The sequence below is a fragment of the Amaricoccus macauensis genome (genome assembly GCF_014201905.1).
Taxonomy (GTDB): domain Bacteria; phylum Pseudomonadota; class Alphaproteobacteria; order Rhodobacterales; family Rhodobacteraceae; genus Amaricoccus; species Amaricoccus macauensis.
This window is the reverse complement of record NZ_JACHFM010000001.1, coordinates 752,361-775,552: the sequence shown is the minus strand read 5'-3', so window position 1 is coordinate 775,552 and position 23,192 is coordinate 752,361. Positions and strand designations below refer to the sequence as shown.

General features: G+C 69.8%; 23 protein-coding genes. 14 read left to right on the top strand and 9 right to left on the bottom strand.

Annotated elements, in window-relative coordinates; all coding sequences use genetic code 11:
* The 7 genes from doeB to HNP73_RS03760 form a co-directional block, all read right to left on the bottom strand.
* Positions 1 to 1,008, bottom strand: coding sequence for a N(2)-acetyl-L-2,4-diaminobutanoate deacetylase DoeB (doeB, locus tag HNP73_RS03785; protein ID WP_184147255.1), 1,008 nt, complete (start codon positions 1,006 to 1,008; stop codon positions 1 to 3).
* Positions 1,009 to 1,195: 187 nt separating this feature from the next.
* A complete protein-coding gene (gene doeA, locus HNP73_RS03780) occupies positions 1,196 to 2,377 on the bottom strand; it encodes an ectoine hydrolase DoeA (RefSeq protein WP_343063193.1) in 1,182 nt (393 codons plus the stop codon).
* Positions 2,378 to 2,456: 79 nt separating this feature from the next.
* The gene (locus HNP73_RS23115; protein ID WP_246399498.1) at positions 2,457 to 4,742 is read right to left on the bottom strand and encodes a hypothetical protein; all 2,286 of its coding nucleotides are present in this window, start codon (positions 4,740 to 4,742) and stop codon (positions 2,457 to 2,459) included.
* Complete coding sequence (motA, locus tag HNP73_RS03775) at positions 4,742 to 5,614, bottom strand: flagellar motor stator protein MotA (protein ID WP_184147251.1); 873 nt, start codon at positions 5,612 to 5,614, stop codon at positions 4,742 to 4,744. Before motA ends, HNP73_RS23115 begins: the two co-directional genes overlap by 1 nt.
* A 108-nt stretch (positions 5,615 to 5,722) precedes the next feature.
* Positions 5,723 to 6,277, bottom strand: coding sequence for a MotE family protein (locus tag HNP73_RS03770; RefSeq protein WP_221288163.1), 555 nt, complete (start codon positions 6,275 to 6,277; stop codon positions 5,723 to 5,725).
* A 7-nt stretch (positions 6,278 to 6,284) separates the two neighbouring features.
* Complete coding sequence (locus tag HNP73_RS03765) at positions 6,285 to 7,028, bottom strand: DUF6468 domain-containing protein (protein ID WP_184147248.1); 744 nt, start codon at positions 7,026 to 7,028, stop codon at positions 6,285 to 6,287.
* Between the two features lie 11 nt (positions 7,029 to 7,039).
* Positions 7,040 to 7,531: a flagellar basal body-associated FliL family protein gene (locus HNP73_RS03760; RefSeq protein WP_184147246.1), complete on the bottom strand. Its 492-nt coding sequence runs from the start codon at positions 7,529 to 7,531 to the stop codon at positions 7,040 to 7,042.
* A gap of 216 nt (positions 7,532 to 7,747) precedes the next feature.
* On the opposite strand from HNP73_RS03760, the gene fliF reads away from it, so the two are divergent.
* The 12 genes from fliF to HNP73_RS03700 all read left to right on the top strand — a co-directional run bounded on the left by fliF (position 7,748) and on the right by HNP73_RS03700 (position 20,708).
* The gene (gene fliF, locus HNP73_RS03755) at positions 7,748 to 9,310 is read left to right on the top strand and encodes a flagellar basal-body MS-ring/collar protein FliF (RefSeq protein WP_184147244.1); all 1,563 of its coding nucleotides are present in this window, start codon (positions 7,748 to 7,750) and stop codon (positions 9,308 to 9,310) included.
* Positions 9,307 to 9,918 (top strand): FliH/SctL family protein, encoded by a 612-nt coding sequence (locus HNP73_RS03750; RefSeq protein WP_184147242.1) that lies wholly within the window; start codon positions 9,307 to 9,309, stop codon positions 9,916 to 9,918. The genes fliF and HNP73_RS03750 overlap by 4 nt, the downstream gene beginning before the upstream one ends.
* A gap of 49 nt (positions 9,919 to 9,967) precedes the next feature.
* The gene (locus HNP73_RS03745) at positions 9,968 to 10,276 is read left to right on the top strand and encodes a FliM/FliN family flagellar motor switch protein (RefSeq protein ID WP_184148022.1); all 309 of its coding nucleotides are present in this window, start codon (positions 9,968 to 9,970) and stop codon (positions 10,274 to 10,276) included.
* A gap of 178 nt (positions 10,277 to 10,454) precedes the next feature.
* The gene (gene fliP, locus HNP73_RS03740) at positions 10,455 to 11,153 is read left to right on the top strand and encodes a flagellar type III secretion system pore protein FliP (RefSeq protein ID WP_343063192.1); all 699 of its coding nucleotides are present in this window, start codon (positions 10,455 to 10,457) and stop codon (positions 11,151 to 11,153) included.
* Complete coding sequence (locus HNP73_RS03735; protein ID WP_184147240.1) at positions 11,150 to 12,238, top strand: FliG C-terminal domain-containing protein; 1,089 nt, start codon at positions 11,150 to 11,152, stop codon at positions 12,236 to 12,238. The genes fliP and HNP73_RS03735 overlap by 4 nt, the downstream gene beginning before the upstream one ends.
* Before the next feature lie 96 nt (positions 12,239 to 12,334).
* Positions 12,335 to 13,426, top strand: a complete 1,092-nt coding sequence (locus HNP73_RS03730) for an AI-2E family transporter (RefSeq protein ID WP_184147238.1) — start codon at positions 12,335 to 12,337, stop codon at positions 13,424 to 13,426.
* Between the two features lie 141 nt (positions 13,427 to 13,567).
* Positions 13,568 to 14,704: a signal recognition particle-docking protein FtsY gene (gene ftsY / locus HNP73_RS03725; protein WP_184147236.1), complete on the top strand. Its 1,137-nt coding sequence runs from the start codon at positions 13,568 to 13,570 to the stop codon at positions 14,702 to 14,704.
* Positions 14,705 to 15,406: 702 nt separating this feature from the next.
* On the top strand, positions 15,407 to 16,339 hold the full coding sequence (locus HNP73_RS03720; protein ID WP_184147234.1) for a substrate-binding domain-containing protein: 933 nt from the start codon (positions 15,407 to 15,409) through the stop codon (positions 16,337 to 16,339).
* An 80-nt stretch (positions 16,340 to 16,419) separates the two neighbouring features.
* Entirely contained in the window at positions 16,420 to 17,931 is a 1,512-nt protein-coding gene (locus tag HNP73_RS03715) for an FAD-dependent monooxygenase (RefSeq protein ID WP_343063220.1), read from the top strand.
* Positions 17,928 to 18,914, top strand: a complete 987-nt coding sequence (locus HNP73_RS03710) for an ABC transporter permease (RefSeq protein WP_184147232.1) — start codon at positions 17,928 to 17,930, stop codon at positions 18,912 to 18,914. Before HNP73_RS03715 ends, HNP73_RS03710 begins: the two co-directional genes overlap by 4 nt.
* Position 18,915: 1 nt before the next feature.
* Positions 18,916 to 19,674 (top strand): ATP-binding cassette domain-containing protein, encoded by a 759-nt coding sequence (locus HNP73_RS03705; RefSeq protein ID WP_184147230.1) that lies wholly within the window; start codon positions 18,916 to 18,918, stop codon positions 19,672 to 19,674.
* A gap of 11 nt (positions 19,675 to 19,685) precedes the next feature.
* Entirely contained in the window at positions 19,686 to 20,708 is a 1,023-nt protein-coding gene (locus HNP73_RS03700; RefSeq protein ID WP_184147228.1) for a hydroxyacid dehydrogenase, read from the top strand.
* 22 nt (positions 20,709 to 20,730) lie between these two features.
* Here HNP73_RS03700 and HNP73_RS03695 read toward each other — a convergent pair whose 3' ends face one another.
* Positions 20,731 to 21,612 carry a bestrophin family protein gene (locus tag HNP73_RS03695; protein WP_184147226.1) on the bottom strand — a complete coding sequence of 294 codons (882 nt, stop codon included), beginning with the start codon at positions 21,610 to 21,612 and terminating at the stop codon, positions 20,731 to 20,733.
* 24 nt (positions 21,613 to 21,636) lie between these two features.
* On the bottom strand, positions 21,637 to 22,101 hold the full coding sequence (locus tag HNP73_RS03690) for an outer membrane protein assembly factor BamE (RefSeq protein WP_184147223.1): 465 nt from the start codon (positions 22,099 to 22,101) through the stop codon (positions 21,637 to 21,639).
* A gap of 116 nt (positions 22,102 to 22,217) precedes the next feature.
* Here HNP73_RS03690 and HNP73_RS03685 point away from each other — a divergent pair, with 116 nt between their 5' ends.
* A complete protein-coding gene (locus HNP73_RS03685) occupies positions 22,218 to 22,769 on the top strand; it encodes a YceD family protein (RefSeq protein ID WP_184147221.1) in 552 nt (183 codons plus the stop codon).
* A 196-nt stretch (positions 22,770 to 22,965) separates the two neighbouring features.
* Complete coding sequence (rpmF, locus tag HNP73_RS03680; protein ID WP_184147219.1) at positions 22,966 to 23,166, top strand: 50S ribosomal protein L32; 201 nt, start codon at positions 22,966 to 22,968, stop codon at positions 23,164 to 23,166.
* Positions 23,167 to 23,192: the final 26 nt, after the last annotated feature.

The window sequence follows — 23,192 nt, the reverse complement described above, 5'->3', positions numbered from 1 at the left end:
TCAGATCGGAACCGCCACCACCGCGGCACAGTCGCCCGCCTTGACGAGGCCGGGGAAGTGCCGGGCCGCGAGCAGTCCGCTCAGCCCGGCGCGAAGCTCGACCGGCGCCAGCCCGGTGCGCGTCACCGGATGGATCCGCGCCACAACGTCCCCCGCGGCGACCACCGTCCCGAGATCGACCACCGGCTCCATCAGCCCGTCGTCCTCGGCGAAGGTGAAGCACTCGCCCGACGGCATGTCGAGCCACCGCGTCTCGCCCGGCTCCGGCGCGCCGCGCAGCACACCCGCGTGCGCGAGCAGGTTCCTCACCCCGCGCCGGGCGATCGCCACGGTCTCGGCCCGCGCGGTGCCACCGCCGCCAAGCTCGGTGGTGACGAACGTCTTGCCGGCCGCCTCGGCGGTGGTGTCGTACATGCCCACATTGTCGATCTCGAGCATCTGCACCGAATAGGGCGCCGCGAACGCCGCCACTGCCGCCTTCGCCCGCGCCTCCTGCGCCTTGTCCGGCAGGACGTGTGCGGCGGCGAACGGTATGAAGTCGAGCGTCCGGCCGCCGGAATGGAAGTCGAGCACGATGTCTGCGCGCGGCAGCAGCTCGCGCGTGACGTAGTCGGCGATCTTCTCGGTGACGCTGCCGGTCGGTGACCCGGGGAAGCTCCGGTTGAGGTTGCCCCGGTCGATCGGACTGGTGCGGGTGCCCGCCCGGAACGCCGGCGCGTTCAGCGTCGGCACGATGATCACCCGGCCGGCGAGTGTCGCCGGGTCGAGGCTCCGCGCCAGGTCGAAAAGCGCGATCGGCCCCTCGTACTCGTCGCCGTGGTTCGCCCCGGTCAGCAGTGCCGTCGGCCCGTCGCCACCGCTCAGCACCGCGATCGGGATCATCACCGACCCCCAGGCACTGTCGTCGCGGCTCCACGGCAGGCGCAGGAAGCCGTGGCGCGCGCCGGGTGCGTCGCCGCGGGTGTCGAGATCGATCGTCGGCGTGACCGGGGAGGGCGGGAGCATCATCTCGATCGGACTCCGAAGGCGCCGCGGCGCAATCATGGTTAATGCCGGAGCGCCCCTGATCGTGAGGGTAACCGGCCGGGAGCTTCCCGGGAACGCCACGATTCCCGGGAGAGTTAACGGCGCGCGTCGCGAAGCGGCTTCGAGGGGCGCCGGCGCGCGCGCGGCCCGCGGGGCGATGCCGATCGCGTCAGTCGATCACCGTCAGCGCGCGCGGTACCGAGGAAAGACACTCCACCCCGGTCTCGGTGATCAGGATCGACTCGGTGATCTCGAGTCCCATCGTCTCGAGCCAGAGGCCGGTCATGAAGTGGAAGGTCATGCCGGGCCGCAGCTCGGTCCGGTCGCCGCGGCGCAGGCTCATGGTGCGCTCGCCCCAGTCCGGCGGGTAGCTGAGGCCGATGGAATAGCCCGTACGGCTGTCCTTCTCGATGCCGTGCTTCGCCAGCACGGCGAAGAACGTGATGGCGATGTCCTCGCAGGCGTTGCCGGGCTTCGCGGCGGCGAGACCCGCCTCCATCCCCTCGAGGGTCGCGGCCTCGGCGTCGCGGAACGCCTGCGTCGGCCGCCCGAGGAAGACCGTGCGCGACAGCGGGCAGTGGTAGCGCTGGTAGCAGCCGGAGATCTCGAAGAACGTGCCTTCGCCCGCCCGCATCGGCTTGTCGTCCCAGGTGAGATGCGGCGCGGCCGCGTCGGCGCCCGAGGGCAGCATCGGCACGATCGCAGGATAGTCGCCGCCGAACTCCGCCGTGCCGCGCGTGCCGGTCGCGAGGATCTCGGCCACGAGGTCGCACTTGCGCACTCCCGGCCGCGCCACTTCGGCGATCCGCGCGTGCATCGCCTCGACGATCCGCGCCGCCTTTCGCATGCAGTCGATCTCCGCCGGACTCTTGATCGCGCGCTGCCAGTTGACGAGGCCGGTCGCGTCCGACATCCGCGCGTCCGGCAAGCCGCGCGCCAGCGCCGCGTAGGCCGCGGCCGAGAACCAGTAGTTGTCCATCTCGACGCCGATCCGCAGCCGCCCGAGCCCGCGATCCCGCAGGAGCCCGGCGAGCACGTCCATCGGATGGCGCTCGGTCGACTGCACGTACTCGTCCGGGTAGCCGATGATGTCGGCGTCGGGCAGCCAGGCGGTGCGCACCGCGCCGGCCGCATCCATGCCCCGGCCGAACCAGACCGGGTTGCCGGTCGGCGGCACCACCACCGCCTGATGCACGTAGAAGGACCAGCCGTCATAGCCGGTCAGCCAGTGCATGTTGGACGGATCGGAGACGATCAGGCAGTCGATGCCCTTCGCCGCCATGGCCTCCCGGGTCCGGGCAAGGCGGGCGGCGTATTCGTCGGGCGAGAAGCGGGGTGTGGGATTGGGCACGGGGGGCGGTGTCCTCGAAAACTCGGCGGAAGCGCGCAGCCGAGCCTGCCGCAACTCCCCCGCCGAGGGCAAGGCTCGCTCAGGGCTCCGCGATCGCGCTTTCGACGAAACCGCCGATCTTCCCGCCGGTCGCGAGCAGGCTTCTTGCCGCGCCGAGGCTCGGGCGCTCGAGCGGGGGCAGGGGAGCGGCGAAGGCCGCGCCCGCATCAAGCCCGGCGGGATCGCGCCCGGTGGGGTCGTCCACCGCCGCCGGTGCGGGCGCGTCGCCGGCGCGCGCCGCCATGTAGCGCGCCATGGCCGCGCGATCGGCGTCCGCCGCGCCCTCGGCCTTCGCCCAGTCGCCCGACGCCCAGGCATAGCCCGCCGCCGTGGCGTCGATCCCGGCTGCATCGAGTGTCGCGAGCGCCTCGCCGTAGTCGCCGGATCGGGCATAGGCCTCGGCGCGCAGCTCGATCGCGGCGGTGCTCGCGAGTGGCCCGAGGGCGGCGCGGGCCGCTGCGCCGTCGCCCCGCGCGATCTCGGCCCGGGCCGCGACGATGCGCGCCGCCTCGTGGCCGGCGTCGAGTCCCGGCGCGATGATGCGAAGCGCCGGGTCCGGCAGTCCGAGGTCCACGAGCCGGCCGGCAATCGCCGCGCGCGCCGGGTCGGTGGCAGGTGCAGCGGCGATCAGGTCCTCGGCCCCGAGCGCGGCCTCGGCATAGACCGCGTCTCCGATGGTTGCCGGATCGGCATCACCGATGAGTTGGACCGCGAGCGAGCCGAAGCCCGCCGCCTGCGACGGCAGGTCCGTGCGCGCCCGGCGCAGTTCGGTGAGTGCGCCGGTCAGGTCGCCGCGCTGCGCCAGCGTCTCGGCGAGCAGCCCGCGCAGCCGCGCATCCCGCTCCGAGCCCCGCGACTCCAGCGTCGCCGTGGCGAGGTCGGTTGCGACCAGCTCCGGGATCGCCAGATGCGCATCGAGCGCCACCCGCACGAGGTCCGCCAGCGCATCGACCGAGATCGCGGCCTCGTTGCTCCGCGCGAGGTTTGCCATGGTGCGGACCGCCTCGGCCGAGCGGCCCTCGGCCGCCGCCAGCCGCGCCTCGGCGAGCTGGAGCCCCGGCCCCGGCGCCTCGCCGGAGCGGGTGGCGATCAGATAGATCAACCGTGCCTCGTCGATCCGGCCGGCGTCGATCAGCCGGCGCACGAGGCGCGGCGCGAGCAGCCCCCTGAGCTCGGTCGGCATCTCGGCGAACGCTGCCTGCATCGCGTCAAAGCCCCCGGCGGTCCGCCAGACCGGCACCGCGCCGCCGGCGGCGAGCCAGACCCCGTGCAGCCCCGGGCATTCCGCATCGACAGCGAGTGGCCCGGCGGGTGCCACCGGCTCATCGTCAACCGCGCGGGCGAGATCGACGAGGATTGCCCGGTCGGCGATCGGCGCGTCGGGGAAGGCCGCAAGCAAGGCCACGGCCTCGGCGCCGAGACCGAACCGGACATAGAGCCGCGCGGCGCCGTCGACGGCACCCGTGTCGGGCTGGTCGAACTCGCCGAGCAGACGGGTGCGAAACCGGATGAGCTGCTCGGCGAACGGCGTGCCGTCAGACCAGCGGGTAACATCGAGCGCGCGGTCGGCGAGGCAGACGCCGGGCACCGGCTTCACGGGGGGGCGCTGGCGCGCCTGCCGGCTGTCGCGGTCGAAGACGGTGCTGGCCGAGACCTGCTCGTGCCGCAACAGATCGGCAATCGTGAGTTGTGCCTCGCCCGAGGGCGGCAGGGACGTGCGGGAGAGCCGATCGTCCGTGCCGCGCGTCGGTCCGGGCCGGGCCAGCGGCCGGCCGGGATTGGCGCTGCTCTCCGGGCGCTCGGGAGCCTTGGGGCGCGCGTCGTCCGAGTAGCGGACGATCCCCTGATTGGCGGCGCGGGTGATCTGGCGCACCAGCGCGTGCTCGACATCGGCGAGCGTCTTCGCCTCGCCGATGGGGAGAGCTTCGTCCGGTGCGGCTTTCCCGGTTGGCGTCGGTTCGACCCGGTCGGTGATGTCGATCGCGAGGAAGCGGGCGCCGACGAACGAGGTCGAGACCCGGCAGTCGCAGCCGAGCGTCAACGCGACCATGCCGCCGCCGCGCGCGGTCCCGACGTCGATCGCGGTGACGCGGCTCCGGGGAATCCGGTCGAAGGCGCCGTCGGTGGTGAAGCCGATGCTGCGCCCGGGAAACGTCACGACGGCGCGGCCGTCGCGGCTTTCGAGCGACCATTCGGTCGCGGGCTCGACCTCGAGCACGATCCGGGTGAAGCCGTCATGCTCGCCGCCACGGATCGGCCCGCCCTCCGCGGCCAGTGCCGGCAGGGCCGCGGTCAGCGCCACGATGCTCAGGAACGGGGCGCGCATCAGGCGGCGAGACCGGGCGTCGAGGCCTTCAGGGCGTCCTCGAGGTCATTGTAGGTCGGCCGCAGATTCGCCGGGGTGTTCTGCCGCCCGACTTCCACGCAGACCTTCGGCGGGTGCTTGTGGAGCGCCGCGACCATGACCTCCTGGATCAGCCGGTAGAAATTCTCGTCCTCGTCCACCACGGCGCGCACCCGCGTCCCGAACGGCGCGACGAGGCCATAGGCGAGAAACACCCCCATGAAGGTGCCGACCAGCGCGCCGCCGATCATCTTGCCGAGGATTTCCGGCGGCTGGTCGATGGAGGCCATCGTCTTGATGACGCCGAGCACCGCCGCGACGATCCCGAGTGCGGGCAGCCCGTCGGCCATGATCTGCAGCGCGTGCGACGAGTGCTGCGCCTCGGCGTAATGCTTCTCGATGCGCTTCGAGAGCACTTCCTCGACCTGATGCGGGTCGTCGTAGTTCATCGACGCCGAGCGCAGCGTGTCGCAGATCAGCGCCACGGCCTCCCGGTCGGCGAGGATCCTCGGGTAGGCGGTGAAGATAGCCGACGCGGAGGGGTTCTCGATGTGCTGGTCGAGCTCGACCGGGTTGGCACGGGCGACGCGGATCAGCTGGTACATGAGGCAGAGCAGGTCCTGGAAGTCGCCTGGCTTCCAGTGCGGCCCCCGGAACACCTTGGCGATGTCACGCAGCGTGCTGACGATGCCGTGCTTGCTGTTGCCGATGAGAAAGGCGCCGACCGCCGCGCCGAAGATGATGAGGAGCTCGTGCGGCGCGGAGTGCAGGATGATCTCGAGATTGCCGCCGGCCAGCATGTAGCCGCCGAAGACCATGGCAAAGACCACGACGATGCCGACGATACCGAACATGCTTGCTACCTGCGTCTCGGGGAAAAGCGTTGCCGCGAAGCCAGTCTCTGCGAGCGGTCTTAGCGGGGAGAGGTTTAAGAAATGGCTTCGGTCGGTGCCGGCGCGCGGCTACTGCGTCGGCACCCGGGCGTTGCGGCTCGCGATCGTCACGGTGACCGCGTAGGCCGCTTCCGGGCTCATGCCGGTCAGGACCTGCGCGGCGGTGTCCGGCCGCATCCGTGCCAGCAGGCCGGCCGCGAACTTCACGTCCATCTTCTCGAAGATCTTCGCGGCGTCCGCCGGCTTCATGTTCTCGTAGACCGTGGTCATCCGCGACAGGTCCTTCTCCGCCGCCCCGTCTGCCAGCGCGAGGGTCTTCTCGAGATTCGCCTGCGCCTTCCCGAAGGCCGCGAGCTGCTCCGCGAGCTTCGCTTCGGCGACGCCGAGCGTCTGCCGGCGATCGGCGAGGCGCTTCTCCTCGGCGTCGAGCTGCGCCTCGCGGTCGCGGATCGTCGCGAGGAGCGCGTCCTTGTCGGGGGGCGGCGCGGCGGGCGCGCCGACCGTGTGCGCCGCTTCCTCGGCCCAGGCCCAGCCGGCATCACCGGCGCGCAGCACCGCTGACGCGGCGAAGCAGAGCACGATGAGCCCGATGCCGCCCAGCGCCGGTCCGGAAGGTCTGGCCATCATGGCGTCAGCGGCCCCCCGCAAGCACGCTCAGCGCCTGAAGCAGGGCGTCCTCGCCCTCCGCCGCGGCCGGCGCAGGCTTTGCCGCGACAGCGCGAGTGCGGCGGAGCGGGTTTTCAACCGGCGCGAGCGCGCGTGGCTTTGGCACCTCGGCGAGAGGCCGCGCGGCCGCGTGACCGGAGTCCACGGGTTCCTGCGACCGGACGAGTGGCCCCGCCACCAGCCGGTCGAGCGCCGGAATCGCCATCGACACCGCCTGCGGCCCGGCCGCGGCTTCGGCTTCGGGTCGGGGCACATGATCCGCCACCACGCCCATCGTCGGGACCACCGCTCGCGGTCGCGGCGCGCGGCGCACCTGCGCCGCCGCCGGTCCACGGGCGGTGATCGTCGGCTCGCTCCGAACGCCGCGCGACCCGGCAGCCTTCGCCTCGGGCGGCGGTGCCGTGTCGGACACGCGCGCCGGCGCAGGGGCGGCGTGCGGCGCCGCCGAGATCAGCAGACGCAGCTGGTTCGCCGCCATGTCGGCCCGCTCGACCATCTTCCCAAGCTCGGCCTTGGTGTCGCCCGACGAGCTTCGCGCCTCTTCGAGCGTGGTGCGCGCCAGCTCCACCTGACGGGTCAGCGTCACGATCGCGCCGCCGAGGCCGCCCTCCAGCGACTTCAGGGCGCGCACGCGTCGGGCGAGTACCCAGCAATAGGTGCCCGCAAAGCAGGTGGCCGCAAGGAGCAGCCCGTTCATCAGGAAGTCCATCGGTCGGCCCCTCAGTTCAGGACGAATTCGGTCACGAGCAGATCACGTACCTGCCCGCCGCCGGTCACTGTCTGCGCCCGCCGCAGCATCTGCGCTCGGAGACGGGTGAGCGCGGCCGGATCCTCCAGATCGCGCACCTCGACGGCGCGCAGGTAGGTGTTGAGCGCATCGGTGACGCGCGGCACCTGCGCCTGCACCTCGGCCGCGTGCTCGCGCGCCACGTCGAGCTGGCCGCTGAAGCGCAGATGCTTGGCCCGCCCGCCCGGTCCGAGCGAGACGAGAATCGGCCCGATCGGCACGAAATCCGCGGCGAGCCGCGCCGATGCCTCCGGGCGCCCCGGCTCGCCGCCGCCGAAAAGCGCGCCGGGGTCGATCATCCCCGACCGCGCGCCATAAAAGCCGCCGCCGCCGAGCACGACCGCTCCCACGACCCCGAGGATGAGGCCGAGCCGGCGCTTCGGCGGCACGGACGGCTCAGCGTCGCTGACAACGGTCTCGGACATGAGACAACCCCAACTGTTAAAACGGTAAATTCCGGGCAGAGTTAAACCGCGTTCACCTAATCAATCATTAAGCGAGGCAGTGGTCCCGACCGGCGGCGCGCGCGGCTTTCTCACCCGGCGCCGGTCGGGGAAACCGAATCTTAAACCTCGTGAACCGACACTCCCTGCGAATTGAAGCCGGCTCCAGGACGGGGCCGGGCGAGGAGGTCGACGGCCTTGAATCAGATCCGGGCGTTCTGGGACGGGCTCGACACCCGCCGGCGTCTCATTGCGGGCCTCGCCGCCCTCGCCGTGGTCGCGGCGATCTTCGGCGTCACCCGCATCGCCACCGAGCCGAGCTTTGCCATGCTCTATTCCGGCCTCGACGCCGCCGCGGCGGGCGAGGTCGTGGCCGAGCTCGAGGCGCAGGGCGTCGGATATCAGGTCGACGGCACGTCGATTCTGGTGGAGAGCGCCGCGCGCGACCGGATCCGCATGGCGCTGGCCGCCCGGGGCCTGCCGGCGGGCGGCCCGGCCGGCTACGAGATACTCGACACCCTCTCGGGATTCGCCACCACCAGCCAGATGTTCGACGCCGCCTACTGGCGTGCGCGTGAAGGCGAGCTCGCCCGCACGATCACCGGCTCGCCGAACGTCCGCGCGGCCCGCGTCCATCTCGCAAATCCCGTGTCGCAGCCGTTCTCCCGCACGCCGGCGGGCTCGGCCTCCGTCACCGTCACCATGGCGCGCGGCGAGCTCGATCGCGGCCAGGCCGAGGCGATCCGCTACCTTGTCTCCTCCGCCGTCGCCGGGATTTCGCCCGAGTCGGTCGCCGTCATCGACGCGGCGAAAGGCGTCGTGCTCGCCGGCAAGGACGACCCCCTCGGCAGCGGCCCCGGCGGGCCGCTCGACCGGGCGGAGAAGCTCCGGGCCAACGTCGAGCGCCTGCTCGAGGCGCGCGTGGGCCACGGCCGCGCCATCGTCGAGGTGAACGTCGATGCCGACACCGAGGCGCAGACCATCAGCGAACGCCTGATCGACCCGGACAGCCGCGTGCCGATCAGCTCGGAAACCGAATCCTCGACGGACAACGCGACCGGCAACACGCCGAGCGTCACCGTCGCGAGCAACCTGCCCGATGGCGACGTCAGGGGCAGCACGGGCGAGAACAACCGCAATGCCTCCACCAACCGCGAGCGCCAGAACTTCGACGTGTCCGAGACGAAACGCGAGCGGGTGATCCACCCCGGCGCGGTCAAGCGCCTCTCCGTCGCGGTGATGGTCGACGGGCTGACCACGCCCGGCGCCGACGGCACCGAAAGCTGGACGCCCCGGCCGCAGGACGAACTCGACACCCTGAAGCAGCTCGTGCAGTCCGCCATCGGCTTCGACGCGGCGCGCGGTGACACGGTCACGATCTCCTCGCTTCAGTTCATGGCGACACCGGAGCAGGGGGCGCTCGCCGAGCGGGCGGGCTTCCTCGACATCTGGGGCGGGCGCCTCGCGCAGCTCGCGGTTCTCGCGGCCATCGTCCTCGCGCTTGTCTTCTTCGTGTTCCGTCCGATGCTGAGCCGCCAGCCGGTTCTGGAGATGGCCCAGCTCGGCGGCCGGGATGCGATACCCGAGTTGCCGCGGCCGCAGGATGACATCATCGACCTCGCCGCCCATTCGGTCACCCGGATCGACCGCCTGCGCGAGGTGATCGCCAGCCGCTCCGAGGACAGCGCCGCGGTGATCCGTGCCTGGATCGAGGCGCCCGACACCCGTGCCGACCTGCGCCGCGAGCCCGCCCGGTCATGAGCGCCTATCGTCTCGAGACCTTCGCGCCCGGCGTCGCCACGCTGCCGCCGCCACGCACCGACGTCCTCGAACGGCGGCTCGCGGCGGCGCGCGAGGCCGGCTACGCCGAGGGCTACATGGCCGGACAGGCGGCGGCCACCGAGGCGATGCTCGCCGAGGATGACCGCCTGACCAGCGAACTCGTCGAGGCGTTGCAGGATGCCCGTCTCTCCAACGAGGCGGCGCGCTGGCACGCGGCGGCGAGCCTCGCGCCGGTGCTGGAGGCGATGGTCCGGGCAGTGACGCCGGCGCTCGCCGAGGCTGGTCTCGGGGCAGAGGTAGCCCGCGCGGTGGAGCGCGCCATCGCCGCCGCACCGCAGGCCCGCCCGCGCATCCGTTGTGCGCCGGAGATGGTCGACCCGCTCGGGGACCGGCTTGAGGCGCGCGGCATCGCCGCGGTGATCGAGGCGGCGCCCGAACTCCTGCCGCGCGAGGCGCAGGTCTTCTGGGAACATGGCTTCGACTACCTCGATCTCGACGCCTGCGCCGAACAGGTTTGCGCCTGCGTCCTCGACCACCTTCGCGCCAACACAACCTACGGGGAAACCGATGAACGATCGCATGGATGACACCGGGCAGGGTACCGCGGCGCCAGCCCATGAGGCGCGAGGCAGTGAGATGCCCGACACCGACCCGACCGTTGGCCCGAGCCCGGAACGCGCCGGCCCGAAGGCGCGAACCGGCGCCTTTCTCGGCGTGCCGATCGAGGTGACGATCTCCGTCGGCAAGGCCCGCCCCCTCGTAAGCGAACTGGTGGAACTTCGCCGCGACTCGGTCCTCACCCTTGATTCGAGCATCGACGATCCGGTCGAGCTCTACATCGGCGACCGCCTGATCGCGCGCGGCGAGCTTCAGGAACTCGGCGACGACTCAGGCCGCCTCGGCGTGCGGCTGACCGAGGTCGCCGACTTCTCGAATGACATCTGAGACGCACCCGGGGCGGGCGGACGGCCTGTCCTGCGGCCCGTCCTTGCTCACCGGCGCAGTCAACCGAGGTTGCGATCCGGTTAGCGCCGGGAATAATATCAATTCATGTCAGCATGTTAAGTGGTACGCGCAGCTTCCGCGGCGCCTGTCCGCCGGCCTTCTCGTCAGCCTTGCCGCGGTGCTTCTCCTGACGGCCTTGCCCGCCGCAGCCCAGCAAATCCAGATCGACATGGGCAACGGCCAGTCATTCAGCCTGCGCACCGTCCAGCTTTTCCTCCTCCTCACCCTGCTCTCCCTCGCGCCCGGCCTCGCGATCATGGTCACCTGCTTCCCCTTCATGGTGACGGTGCTCTCGATCCTTCGTCAGGCGATCGGCGTCCAGCAGGCGCCCCCGAACATGATGATCGTGAGCCTCGCCCTCTTCCTCACGTGGTTCGTCATGGAGCCGGTCTTCGATCAGGCGTGGGACGATGGCATCGCCCCCATGGCGGCCGGCGAGATCACGCCCGAAGAGGCGTTCATCCCCATCATGGCGCCGTTCCGCGATTTCATGGCTGCCCGTGTCGATCCCGAGACCGTCCGACTTCTCGAAGACGCCGCCCCCGCCCGCCCGGCCGCAACCGCCGACGGCGCCCCTCTCTCCGTCCTCGTGCCCGCATTCCTTCTCTCCGAGATCCGCCGCGGCTTCGAGGTCGGTTTCCTGATCTTCCTGCCGTTCCTCGTCATCGACCTCGTCATCGCCGCCGTCCTCATGTCCATGGGCATGATGATGGTGCCCCCCTCCCTCGTGTCGCTGCCCTTCAAGCTCGCCTTCTTCGTGATCGCCGACGGCTGGAGCCTGCTCGCCGGGGCACTGGTTCGGAGCTACACCCCATGAGCGAGTCCTCCCTCGTCCCCGCCCGCCCCCGCCCGGCCGATCTGACCAGACTGCCGCCCGCCCCGACGATTCGCCCGGAGGCGATGCCCTCGCCGATCGAGAAGGCGGCGGTGATCCTGACCGCCATCGGCCCCGAACTCGCCAGCGGCATCCTCCGCTCGCTCTCCGAGCCAGAGATGGTCCGCTTCGCCAGGGCGATCGGCGGCCTCGGCCGCGTGCCGCAGGACGTGCTCGACGCGGTCATCATGGAGTTCCTCGACCTGCTCACCACCGGCCCCGAGCTTTCCGGCGGCGCGCAGGCCGCCCGACGCCTCCTCTCCGCCGTCGTCGATGACGAAGACGAGGTGCAGCGCCTGCTCGACGGTCGCCGCAAGGCCGACGGCCGCTCGGTCTGGGAGCAGATGAACCAGACCCCCGCGCCGCCGATCGCCACCTTCCTTCAGGCGGAGCATCCGCAGACCGCCGCGGTCGTCCTCTCCGAATTGCGCCCGGAGGTGGCGGCGGGCGTTCTCGAACGCCTCGACCGCGGCTTCGCCCAGGCGGTCGTGCTGCGCCTCTCGCGCGTGCCGACCCTCGACGCCCCGGTCGCCGCCGCGATAAAGGGCGCGATCGACGGCGACTTCCTCTCGGTCCTGCAGCGCAACCTCTCGAAGCGCCGCCCGGCCGACATGATCGCGAGCCTGATGAACAACATCTCGACCGAGGTCCGCGAGGGCTTCCTGAACTTCCTCGAGGCGCAGGACGCCTTCCTCGCCCAGGATGTGCAGCGGATCATGTTCACCTTCGACGACATTGCGCTGCGCATCGCGAGCCGCGACGTCGCCGGCGTGATACGCGACATCCCCGAGGAAACGCTGCTGAAGGCGATGAAGCATGGTCTGTCCCTTGGCAGCCCCGCCGTTGGCTTCATCCTCGACAACCTGCCGCGCCGGCTCTCCGAGCGCTACGTCGAGGACCTCGGCGCGCTCCGCGATGTCCCCCGCAAGGAGGGCGAGCTGGCGCAGATAGAGATCACCAAGGCGATCCAGGCGCAGGTCAAGGCGGGGGCCGTCCGCCTGCTCGACAAGGATCCGGGTCCGGCCTGACGAAGCTTGCGTGACGCGGTCGGCCACGTCTTGCCACTGCCCGCGCCGCCCGGGTACCCTTGCGACCAGTGCATATCGCACAGGCCGGGGGGGCACGTGGAGACAGAGCTGCAGCACAAGGCGTTCCTGCTCCTTCTGGCGCTTGTCTCCGTCGCATTCTTCTGGCTGCTCGTGCCGTTCTACGGCGCGGTCTTCTGGGCGGTGATCCTCGCGATCGTCTTCAATCCGCTCCAGCGCCGGTTCGAGCGCCGCTTTGGTGCGCGCAGCAACAGTGCGGCGCTCCTCAGTATCCTCGTCTGCATCGTCATCGCGATCATCCCCATGAGCCTCATCCTCGGCGCTCTGGTCAGCGAAGGCGCCGCGATGGTCGCGCGCATCCAGCAGAATCAGTACGATCCGGGGCAGGTGCTCCAGGACCTCCACGCCGCCATGCCGGCGTGGCTCGAGCGCATTCTCGACCGGTTCAACCTGAACAACTTCGATGCCCTGCGCGACCGGCTCGTTGAAGCGGCGAAGCAGGTCAGCCAGTTCATCGCCACCCGCGCCGTCACATTCGGCTCGAACACGCTGCGTTTCATCGCAAGCATCGGCGTCATGCTCTACGTGCTCTTCTTCCTGTTCCGGGATGGGCGGGCCATCGGGCGGGCCATCCTCGCCTGCATGCCGATGAGCGACGCGAAGAACCGCGCGCTCATCCAGAAGTTCGCCGCCGTGGTCCGTGCCACCGTCAAGGGCAACATCGCGATCGCCGTCATCCAGGGCACGATCGGCGGTATCGCCTTCTGGTTGCTCGGGATCGAGGGCGCGCTCCTCTGGGGGGCAATGATGATCTTCCTGTCGCTGCTGCCCGCCGTGGGATCGGCGCTGGTCTGGCTGCCGGCGGCGATCTACCTCTTTGCCACTGGTGAAGTCGGCAAGGGTGTGATCCTCGTCGTGATCGGCGTCGGCGTCATCGGGCTCGTGGACAACCTGCTCCGGCCGAAGCTGGTCGGTGCCGACACCAAGATGCCGGACTACGTGATTCTGGTCTCGACGCTTGGCGGCATCTCGATCTTCGGGATCAACGGCTTCGTCATCGGCCCGCTGATCGCGGCGCTCTTCATGGCCGCGTGGGCCATCTTCCGTGACGAGAAGCCGGCCGCCGCGCGGGAGTCCGAGGCCGCGCGCCCGAAGGTCCGACCGCGCTAGCGCGAGATGGCTAAGCTTAAGCTATTGTGAAAATTCGATGGCCTCGAGCGGACGATCCGGCTCTGCCCGGATCGTCCGCTCGAGGTTTGCATCCGCGCCTTCCGCCGGCTAGGGGAAGGGCGCCCTGGCACGGAGATCGAGATGGCATTCTTCCAGAAGCTCAAGGATCGGCTGTTCAAGTCTTCCTCGAAGCTTGGGGACGGCATCGACGCGATCATCGACGAGGCGCCGGCTCCCGAGGAGTCGCCGACCGCCGACCCGGCCCCGACTTCGGCGCCAACACCTGACCCGTCCTCTGTGCCAGCCCCCGTGCGGGCCCCTGCGCCAGCCTCTCCGCCAGCCTCTCCGCCAGCCCCGGACCGCGCGCCCTCCGGGGCGTCCGTTCCGGCGCCTGCGCGCGGCGGCCTCGTCGGGCGCCTGCTTGGACAGGAGCGGGGGCGCGTGCTCGACGACGAGATGCTCGAAAGCCTCGAGGAACTGCTGATCCAGGCCGACATGGGCGTCGACACCTCGCTCAAGGTCGCCGCGCGCATGGCCGAGGGCAGGTTTGGCCGCCGCGTCGGCGCGACGGAGGTCCGCGAACTCCTTGCCGGCGAGATCGCCCGCATCCTCGAGCCGGTCGCCCGGCCGATGCCGATCTATCCGAAGCGGCCGCAGGTTGTGCTCGTCGTCGGCGTGAACGGGTCGGGCAAGACGACGACGATCGGCAAGCTCGCGAGTCAGTTCAGAGCGGCGGGAAAGTCAGTGGTGATTGCCGCCGGTGATACGTTTCGCGCGGCGGCTGTCGAGCAGCTTCAGGTCTGGGGACAGCGTGCCGGGGTGCCGGTGATGACCGCCGCACAGGGCTCGGACCCGGCGAGTCTCGCGTTCGATGCCCTCGCTCACGCCGAGGCGAAAGGAGCCGATCTCCTCCTTATCGATACGGCCGGACGGCTACAGAATCGCGACGATCTGATGCAGGAACTTGCCAAGATCGTCCGGGTGATCCGCAAGCGCGATCCCGAAGCACCGCACAACACCCTGCTGGTCCTTGACGCAACAACGGGTCAGAACGCGTTGTCACAAGTGGATATTTTCCGACGCATTGCTGACGTGACGGGGCTGGTCATGACCAAGCTCGACGGCACTGCCAAGGGCGGCGTGCTCGTCGCGCTCGCCGACCGTTTTGGTCTCCCGATCCATGCGATCGGTGTGGGCGAAAGCATCGATGACCTGCAGCCATTCGATCCGGATGAGTTCGCCCGTGCCCTTACCGGCCTCTCGGCGGAATCGGTTTAGTCGGCCAGATCTGCCTAAGTCGGCAAATAGGAATTATAGCGTCTTTGGGGGCTGAAACAACGGAGCGGTCTGATATCGTCTGGCCTGCACTTGTCTACGGTAGTTGAAAGACTGTCACGGCAGGGGGCTATTCCGACTTTCATTGGTGATCCGTTGTGAGTATTGCCGAGCTTGGAGAGCTAATGGCGGGGCTTGGGGCGAACCAACGGCAGCTTGTCTGTCTGTTTGCCGAAGCTTTGCTTCTGACTCAGGAAGGCAGAACTGGGATCCGGGACCGATTGCGTCTTGTCGAGCGTGTGTTTGATCTCTCGCTCCACGTCATGCGCAAACGGGCAAGGGACGGTAACCTCAGCGCCGAGGACCTTTCGACGCTCGATGAGGAGCTCGGGATATCGTCCGAGTGGATTCTTCGCGGGGATACCCGCGCCCTCTCCCATCGGATCCTCGACTTCTGTCGCATGCCACTGCCCAGCTGAGTCGGCTGGCTGAGGCGGACGCGCGCCGTCCGTCTTGACAGTTACCGCGGCCAGGTCCTTCAATCCTGCCTGTCAGCGCCACCCGCGGGACGTGGGGGCGCGCCGGCAATGTCCGGCGCAGGGAGGACGAACCAATGGACCATCGCGAGCCTTCGTGCCGCTGCATCGCGCTGTCGTGCGAGGAACGGCCGGTGCCGCGTGCCGTCCGCATTCCAGGGAGGACAGGATGAGACGGATCACGCGGGCGCTCCTTGCCGGCGCCATGGTGCTTGGCCTCGCGGCCACCGCGGTGCAAGCCAAGACCTACTACTGGATTTCGCACGGCTCGCCGGCTGATCCGGTCTGGACCTACTTCCTGCAGGGCGCCGAGCAGTGGGCGCAGGACACCGGCAATACGGTGAACACCTCGTTCCACAACGGCGACGTCGCCTCCCATCAGGAGGCCCTGCGCGCCGCGATCGCAGCCAAGGCCGACGGGATCGTCACCACGAGCCCCGATCCGGGCAGCCTCGTCGAGGTGGCGAAGGAAGCGAACGCGGCCGAGATCCCGATCATCAACTTCAACACCCCCGACCCGACGGCGAGCTTCGACGCCTACGTTGGCGGCGACAACGTGGTCTTCGGCGCGTCCTGGGCGCAGTATCTCGTCGACAACGGCCTCGTGAAGCAGGGTGATTTCGTCTGGATGCCCGTCGAGGTCCCCGGCGCCACCTACGGCGTGCAGGAGGAAGAGGGGATCAGGTCGGTGTTCGAGCCGCTCGGGATCACCTGGGAAGTGACCGACGCGACCCTTGATCAGGCCGAAATCATCACCCGGATGTCGGACTACCTGACGGCGAATCGTGAGAAGGTGAAGGCGATCATCGGCCTTGGCGATCTCGTCACCGGCTCGATCAAGCGGGTGTTCGACCAGGTGGGCGTGAAGCCGGGCGACATTCCGGTGGTGGGCTGGGGCAACTCGCTCGACACCACCCAGGAGGTGCTGGAGGGCTACGTGAACGCCGCCCAGTGGCAGGACCCGCAGGCGACCTCCTACGTGGCGCTGTCGCTCGCCGCGATGGAGGCGGGCGGGGTTCCGGCCGGCTTCAATGTCATCACCGGCGCGCTCTACGACAAGCAGGCCGCGCAGATCTACGACGACATCCTCTCGGGGAAATAGCAATCGGGCCGGGTTCGCGCTTTCGCGGCCCCGGCCCCGTCAACTGAAGCAGGTGCGCCATACGACCCGACGTGTTGATCGTGGGTGCCGGCCCGACAGGACTGGTCCTGGCGCTCTGGCTGACCCGGCAGGGTATGGCGGTGCGGATCGTCGATGCCGCGGCCGGTCCCGGCACCGAATCGCGGGCGATGGCCGTACAGGCGCGGACCCTCGAACTCTACCGCCAGCTTGATCTCGCAGACGCGGTCGTCGCGGCAGGGTTTCCGAATCCCGCTTTCAACCTTTGGGTCGGTGGCCGCCGTCGGGCGCGAATCGCGTTCGGCGAGGCGGGGGCCGGCATCACCCCCTATCCGTTTCTCCTCGTGTACCCGCAGGACCGCCACGAGCGGTTTCTGATCGAACGGCTGGCCGGGCTCGGTGTCGAGGTCGAGCGGCGGACGGAGCTTCTGGACTTCGAGGAGCGCGACGACCATGTGGCCGCCCGGCTGCGTGGTCCGCAGGGCGAGGAAATCCGCGCGGAAGCCGCGTGGATCGCCGGCTGCGACGGCGCGCGATCGGTGGTGCGCCACCAGATCGCCGCGGGCTTTCCCGGCGGGACCTACTCCAAGGTCTTCTATGTCGCCGACGTCCAGGCGCGGGGCGCTGCGGCGACCGGCGAGGTCAGCGTCGCGCTCGACCGTGCCGACTTCGTCGCATGGATCGGCTACGACAAGGACGGGCGCGGCCGGCTCATCGGGGCCGTCGAGGAAGCCGATGACGTCGACGAGGCCGGAAAGGCCTGCCGCTTCGAGGACGTCAGCCACCGGGCGATGACCGACATCGGGCTCGAGGTGGAGCGGGTGAACTGGTTCTCGACCTACCGGGTGCATCACCGCGTCACCGATCGCTACCGGAGGGGCCGGGCGTTCCTGCTCGGGGACGCCGCGCACATCCACAGCCCGGCGGGCGGGCAGGGGATGAACACCGGCATCGGCGACGCCATCAACCTCGCCTGGAAGCTCGCGGCGGTGCAGGCGGGGCGCGCGCCCGACGCGCTGCTCGACAGCTATCAGGCGGAGCGGCGGCCCTTCGCCGAGCGGCTGGTCGCGACCACCGACCGGGTCTTCACCCTCGCCACCGCCGAGGGCGGGTTCGCCGACTTCGTGCGGCTCCGCATCGCGCCGCTCTTCGCGCCGGTCGTCTACCGCCTCGAGGCGGCGCGGCAGTTCATGTTCCGCGTCCTGTCGCAGACGCTCGTCAGCTACTCCGAGGGGCCGATGAGCCAGGGCCGCGCCGGCGACGTCCGGGGCGGCGACCGGCTGCCCTTTGTCGCGACCGTGGACAACCACGCCCCGCTTTCCGCCATGGTCTGGCAGGTGCACGTCTACGGCGCGCCCCGCCCGGACCTCGAAGCGTGGTGCCGCACGCAGGGCATCGCGCTCCATCGCTTCGACTTCGGCGCGGCGGAGGCAGAGGCCGGTCTCGCCCGGGATGCTGCCTACCTGATCCGGCCCGACACCTACGTCGCCGTGGCCGAGCCTGACGCCAGCGTCGCAAACCTCGAGGACTGGCGGACCCGCCACGGCCTCACTCTCGGCCAGGGAGCAGCATGACCACCCGGACCCCCCTCGAACGTCTCATCGCCATGCCGGAGTTCGGTCCGCTGGCGCTGCTCCTCGTCGAGATCGCGCTCTTTACCGCGATCAACCCGACGTTTCTCTCGCCGCTCAACATCTCGAACACCCTCACCTTCACGGTGGAGCTCGGCATCATCGCGCTCGCCATGACGCTGCTCATGACCTCGGGCGAGTTCGACCTGTCGGTCGGCTCGATGTTCGGCTTCGCGCCGGTCCTGATGTGGACCCTGTTCAACGCCAATATCCTGCCGTTCGGCGCGGCGTTTCTCGTGGCGATGCTGGTCGCGGCCGCCATCGGGCTCTTCAGCGGCCTTTTCGTCACGCGGCTGAAGATCCCGTCGTTCCTCGTGACGCTCGGCATGCTGCTCGTGGTGCGCGGCACCTCGCTCTACATCACCGATGGCTTCCCGCAACGGACGTGGAGCGCCGAGGGCACCTGGCTCGCGACGATCCTCGTCGGCGACTTCTACGTCGGGCCGTTCCGCATCTATGCCTCGCTCTTCTGGTTCATCGGCCTCGCCGCGATCCTCGGCTACGTCCTGAACCGCACCAAGGCCGGGAACTGGATTCAGGCGGCGGGCGGCAATCCCCTCGCCGCGCGCGCCCGTGGCGTGAAGGTCGGGCGGGTAAAGGTCGCGCTCTTCATGCTGACTGCCTCCTGCGCCGCGTTCGCCGGCATGATCTCCTCGATCCGCACCTCAGCGGCGAACCCGAACAGCGGCACCGGCTACGAGCTCGAGGTCATCGCCATGGTGGTGATCGGCGGCACCGTGCTGACAGGGGGGCGCGGCACGATCCTCGGTACCGTCATCGGCACGCTGATCCTGCGGGTCATGCGCAACGGCATCGTGCTCATCGGCGTGCCGGGGCTTGCCTACAACATCTTCGTGGGCGCGATCATCCTCGGCATGATGGCGCTGCATTCGTGGCTCGAACGCCGTCACAACGCGGGGGTGTGAGATGACCGACCTCATCCGCATGGAGGCGATCCGCAAGCAGTACGGCAACGTCGTGGCGCTCGACGGCGTGGATTTTCGCGTGGGCGAGCGCGAGATCGTCGGGCTGCTCGGCGACAACGGCGCGGGGAAATCCACGCTCATCAAGGTGCTTTCCGGTGCCGTGCCGATCACCAGCGGGACGATCCGTCTCCGGGGCAAGCCGGTGGAGATCCGCTCGACCACGGACGCCATCGCCTGCGGCATCGAGACGATCTATCAGGACTCCTCGCTGGTCCCGCAGCTTTCGATCGCCCGCAACCTCTTCCTCGGCCGCGAGCCGACGAAAGGCCCGTTCGGCAGCCTCGACTTCGAGGCGATGCACGCGGCGGCGAACGGCCTGCTGCGCCGGGTCGGCATCGAGAAGGACATTCCCCCCGACACGCCGATCAGCTCGCTGTCGGGCGGCGAGCGCCAGGCAGTCGCCATCGCGCGGGCCATGCACTTCGCGAACGATCTCATCATCCTCGACGAGCCGACGAACAACCTCGGCGTCGCCGAGACGCAAGGGGTGCTGAACTTCGTGCGGAGCGCGCGGGCGTCGGGGCACTCCTGCATCTTCATTGCGCACAACATCCACCACGTGTTTCAGGTGGTCGACCGAATCGTCGTCATGCGCCGGGGCCGGAAGGTCGCCGACGACATCGACCCAAAGGAGACCACCGTGGAAGCCGTGGAAGAGATCATCACCGGCATGACCGCCGACGGACGCCCCGTCGCGTGAAGGACGCCCCCATGACGAAGCCGCTCGTTCTCACCGCCCCCGAGCCGCGTGAGCTCGGGCAGATCTTCACGCCTGAGGCTCTCGCGACGCTGCGCGAGCGTTACCGGCTCCACGAGACCGACGCAGCCTCGGTCGCCTCGCTGCCACGCGAGACGCTGGCGGAGGCGCGTTACATCCTCGGCCAGCCGCCGCTCGACGACGCGGCCATCGCGGCGATGACAAACCTCCGCGCGATCCTCAACGTCGAGAGCAACCTCTTCCAGAACATGCCTTACGCGCCGCTCTTCGAGCGCGGCATTCACGTGCTGACCACCGGGCAGGTCTTCGCCCAGCCGGTGGCCGAGATCGGCCTCGGCTTCGCCCTCGCGCTCGCGCGCCAGATCGTCGACGCCGATCTGGCCTTCCGCGAGGGGCGCGAGGAATGGGGGCTCGACGGCGCGCGCTCGTCGCGCCTGCTGCTCGGGGCGGACATCGGCCTCGTCGGCTACGGTGATCTCGGCCGGGCGTTGCATCGCCTGCTGGCGCCGTTCCTGCCGCGCCTCCGGGTGTTTGACCCGTGGCTGCCCGATGCGGTGATCGCCGAGGCCGGTGCCGAGCCCGCGTCGCTCGACAGCGTCCTCACGGAGAGCGATTTCGTCTTTGTCGTCGCCTCGGTCACGTCAGAGAACGAGGGCTTCCTCGGCGCTGATGCCTTCGCGCGGATGCGGCCCGGTGCGGCCTTCATCCTGCTGAGCCGGGCCGGGGTCGTCGACTTCGACGCGCTGATGGCGGCCGTCGCCTCGGGCCACATCGTCGCGGCGAGCGACGTCTACCCGCAAGAGCCGCTGCCGCTCGATCACCCGGTCCGCACGCTGCCGGGCTTCCTGCGCTCGGCTCACCGGGCGGGCGCGCTCACCTCGGCGCTGACGCGCATGGGCGACATGGTGCTCGACGACATGGCGCTGATGGATCGCGAGCTGCCGCCGGTCCGCCTGAAGCGGGCCGAGCGCGAGACCGTGGCGCGGATGCGCTCGAAGCCGGTGGAGAAGACCTGAGCCGCAGCCGCGCCTGCGTCAGTCAGGAGAGGTAGTAGCCTCGCGGGGCGAGCGGAGGGGGCACCGGATCGCCAAGAGCTTCGAGGACGGAGATTTCGCAGGTCCGGCACAGGCTGTCGAGGGCGAGGTCGTTCGCCTCGGTGCCGAAGGGCCCTGCGAGTTCCTCCGAGAGCCGGTCGAGGCCGAAGAACGCATACGCGATGAGCGCGGTAAAGAGCGGCGTGGCCCAGCCGGCGGTGCCCACCAGCCCGAGCGGCAGCAGCAGGCAGACGAGATACGTCGTGCGGTGCAGCAGCAGCGTGTAGGCGAAGGGCAGCGGAGTCCCCGCAATCCGCTCGCAGCCCGCCTCGATCGCTGTCAGCGCGGCGAGGCGCTCCTCAAGGATGCGATGGCCCATCGGGTCGAGGGCGCCGGACCGCCGGGCCGCGGCGATCTCGTGGCCCATCCGCCGGATTGCCTCGCGCGAGGAGCCCGCCGGCGGGCCAAAGGGCGCGACGTCTGCCTGAACGTCGACGTCGCGAAGCCGGCCCCGGAGCAGGTGGCAGAAGCTGAGGAAGTCGAAGAGGAAGCGCCGCCGCACCTCGGGGTCGGCGAGCACCGCCTCGGTTGCCCGCGGCAGGCTGCGCGATTCCGCCACGAGCAGCCCCCAGAGCTTGCGCGCCTCCCACCAGCGGTCATAGGCGGCGCCGTTGCGAAAGCTCAGGTAGATCGAGAGCGTGATGCCGATGAGCGCGAAGGGCGCCACGCCGACCGCGCTCAGGTCGAGCCCGAGCACCCGCGCCAGCGCGACGATCGCCGCGGCATAGATCGCGAAGCCGACGATCTGCGGCAGGATGTGCGCGACGACCGAGCCGCGCCAGACGAAGAACAGGCGCAGCGCGCTCGGCCGGTCCCGTTCGATCATCGGGCCGGCCTCGCGCCTTCTGCCTCAGTTGCCGGAAGCGGAATTGAGCGACTCGGCATCGAGGTTCAGGACGTTGCCGAAGAGTTGCTCAAGGATGCCCATCTGCCGGCCGCCGGTGGCGGTCGTCTCCGGGTCGAGGGCGATGATCTGGCCATCGGCGAGGCCATAGCGGCGCACTTCCTTCACCACGCCGCGCTGGTCGAAGTTCACCGCGAGCACCTTGCGGTCGATCACCTGCGGCGCGTGGTAGGTGTAGTTCTCCACCGTGCTCTGCACGTAGTACCAGGCGCTGTCCGCCAGCACGCCGGCGGACGACGGCCGCCCGAGCAGCTTCTCGACGCTGCCGGTGTCGTCGAAGCCCGGCCGGATGCGAGCGACATCAGCGTCCGGCGGCACGTAGCCGTGGACTTGGATCGTCGGCGAACAGGCGGCGAGTGCCCCCGCGAGGAGCAGCGCGAGCCCGATCGAGCGCGGCGAATAGCGGCTCATGCCTTCTCCTTGGCGGTGCCCAGGTTTCCCCTTGCTCCCCTACTCCGGGCATGGTCTAAGTTCAAGGAATGTTGGGCCGGAGCCGAGGCCTTCGCGCTCGACCGCCAGGACCGACGATGCCCGAGCTTATTTCCCACGCCGCAGACAATCCCGAATTCGCCCGAGTGGTCGAGTTGCGTCAGATTCGGGATCTGTCGCAATTCGCCTTCGACATCTCGCCCCAGCCGGCGGAGGCCGTGGCGCTCGCAGAGCTGCTCGGCGCCCGGGCGGTGCGAAAGCTGCGCTTCTCCGGGCGGCTCACCCCGGTGGGAAAGGGGGGCTGGGACCTCGACGCTGAACTCGGCGCCACCGTGGTGCAGACCTGCGTCGTCAGTCTCGAGCCGGTCACGACCCGCGTCGATGAGAGGGTGCATCGCGCCTTCCTTCCCGAAACGGCGTCGTCTGCCGAGATCGTGGTCTCGCCCGACGAGGACGACGAGGTCGAGCCGCTGGGCGACCGGATCGACCTTGGCCGCATCGCGATCGAGGCGCTCGCCCTTGCCTTGCCGGCCTATCCGCGCAAGGCCGGAGCGACGCTCGAGGCAGGGGACGATGATGACGCGGACCGGCCACGGCCGTTCGCTGCCCTCGCCGCGTTGCGCGAGAAGCTCGACCCGGGGGACACTTGAGCAAGCCTGCCCACATGCGTGACGAATTTCTGAACGGAGCCTCTTGCGGAAACCTGCGCGATGAGTATGTTCCGCGGCTCGTTTTCCCGTCCGGCCGTGCGGCCCGGGGCGTGACATACCACGCCCGATCTGCTACCCCGCGGGCCGACGAAACGGGTTTTCGGGGCGCGGCCCCGACAGAGATCGAGGTCGAGAAATGGCTGTCCCGAAGAGCAAGGTCACGCGCGCGAAGCGCGGCATGCGTCGCTCGCACGACCATCTGGTCGCGGCGAACCCCAATGAGTGCCCGAACTGCGGCGAGCTGCGCCGCCCGCACCACGTGTGCGGCGCTTGCGGGCACTATGACGGCCGCGAGGTCGTTGCGCGCGTCGAAGAGGTCGACGACGAAGCGGCCTGACCCGGCACCGCGTGAGGTTGCGGGGG

Excerpts from the sequence above, each read along its gene's own strand:
- doeB (WP_184147255.1), bottom strand. The coding sequence starts at position 1,008 with ATGATGCTCCCGCCCTCCCCGGTCACGCCGACGATCGATCTCGACACC.
- HNP73_RS23115 (WP_246399498.1), bottom strand. The coding sequence starts at position 4,742 with ATGCGCGCCCCGTTCCTGAGCATCGTGGCGCTGACCGCGGCCCTGCCG.
- HNP73_RS03700 (WP_184147228.1), top strand. The coding sequence starts at position 19,686 with ATGACGAAGCCGCTCGTTCTCACCGCCCCCGAGCCGCGTGAGCTCGGG.
- HNP73_RS03695 (WP_184147226.1), bottom strand. The coding sequence starts at position 21,612 with ATGATCGAACGGGACCGGCCGAGCGCGCTGCGCCTGTTCTTCGTCTGG.
- HNP73_RS03690 (WP_184147223.1), bottom strand. The coding sequence starts at position 22,101 with ATGAGCCGCTATTCGCCGCGCTCGATCGGGCTCGCGCTGCTCCTCGCG.
- HNP73_RS03760 (WP_184147246.1), bottom strand. The coding sequence starts at position 7,531 with ATGTCCGAGACCGTTGTCAGCGACGCTGAGCCGTCCGTGCCGCCGAAG.
- HNP73_RS03705 (WP_184147230.1), top strand. The coding sequence starts at position 18,916 with ATGACCGACCTCATCCGCATGGAGGCGATCCGCAAGCAGTACGGCAAC.
- HNP73_RS03685 (WP_184147221.1), top strand. The coding sequence starts at position 22,218 with ATGCCCGAGCTTATTTCCCACGCCGCAGACAATCCCGAATTCGCCCGA.
- HNP73_RS03770 (WP_221288163.1), bottom strand. The coding sequence starts at position 6,277 with ATGGCCAGACCTTCCGGACCGGCGCTGGGCGGCATCGGGCTCATCGTG.
- motA (WP_184147251.1), bottom strand. The coding sequence starts at position 5,614 with ATGTTCGGTATCGTCGGCATCGTCGTGGTCTTTGCCATGGTCTTCGGC.
- rpmF (WP_184147219.1), top strand. The coding sequence starts at position 22,966 with ATGGCTGTCCCGAAGAGCAAGGTCACGCGCGCGAAGCGCGGCATGCGT.
- ftsY (WP_184147236.1), top strand. The coding sequence starts at position 13,568 with ATGGCATTCTTCCAGAAGCTCAAGGATCGGCTGTTCAAGTCTTCCTCG.
- HNP73_RS03750 (WP_184147242.1), top strand. The coding sequence starts at position 9,307 with ATGAGCGCCTATCGTCTCGAGACCTTCGCGCCCGGCGTCGCCACGCTG.
- HNP73_RS03745 (WP_184148022.1), top strand. The coding sequence starts at position 9,968 with ATGCCCGACACCGACCCGACCGTTGGCCCGAGCCCGGAACGCGCCGGC.
- HNP73_RS03720 (WP_184147234.1), top strand. The coding sequence starts at position 15,407 with ATGAGACGGATCACGCGGGCGCTCCTTGCCGGCGCCATGGTGCTTGGC.
- HNP73_RS03765 (WP_184147248.1), bottom strand. The coding sequence starts at position 7,028 with ATGGACTTCCTGATGAACGGGCTGCTCCTTGCGGCCACCTGCTTTGCG.
- HNP73_RS03710 (WP_184147232.1), top strand. The coding sequence starts at position 17,928 with ATGACCACCCGGACCCCCCTCGAACGTCTCATCGCCATGCCGGAGTTC.
- HNP73_RS03735 (WP_184147240.1), top strand. The coding sequence starts at position 11,150 with ATGAGCGAGTCCTCCCTCGTCCCCGCCCGCCCCCGCCCGGCCGATCTG.